The organism is Mesorhizobium sp. M8A.F.Ca.ET.161.01.1.1, from assembly GCF_004792105.1.
Lineage (GTDB): Bacteria > Pseudomonadota > Alphaproteobacteria > Rhizobiales > Rhizobiaceae > Mesorhizobium.
In genome coordinates this window covers 1-300 of the sequence record NZ_SRTD01000403.1, presented here as the reverse complement: position 1 = coordinate 300, position 300 = coordinate 1, and the positions used below count along the sequence as shown (strand labels likewise).

Sequence of the window (300 nt, the reverse complement as noted above, 5' to 3'; positions counted from 1 at the left end):
AATCGCTGCGTGCTGCGTTACATGGCCGAAAGCTACGACATGCTGATCGAAGGCGTGCCGCCCACAATGATCGAAAATGCCGCGAAATTCGCCGGCATGCCGGTGGGCCCCTTGGCGTTGAACGACGAAGTGGCCATCGATCTTTCCTACAAGATCCTGAAAGCCACCGTCGCCGATCTCGGCGAAAAGGCGGTCGATCCGCGCCATATGGAGCTGGTGAAGAAGCTGGTGGAAGGCGAGGGCCGCTTTGGCCGTAAGAACGCCAAGGGCTTTTACGACTACCCGCCAAAGCCCGCCAAG

Annotated in this window: 1 protein-coding gene; it reads left to right on the top strand. The window is 59.3% G+C overall.

Translation table 11 applies throughout. From position 1 onward, the window contains the following. The coding region (locus EN804_RS36285; protein WP_246693555.1) for a 3-hydroxyacyl-CoA dehydrogenase family protein at window positions 1-300 on the top strand (300 nt) is incomplete at both ends.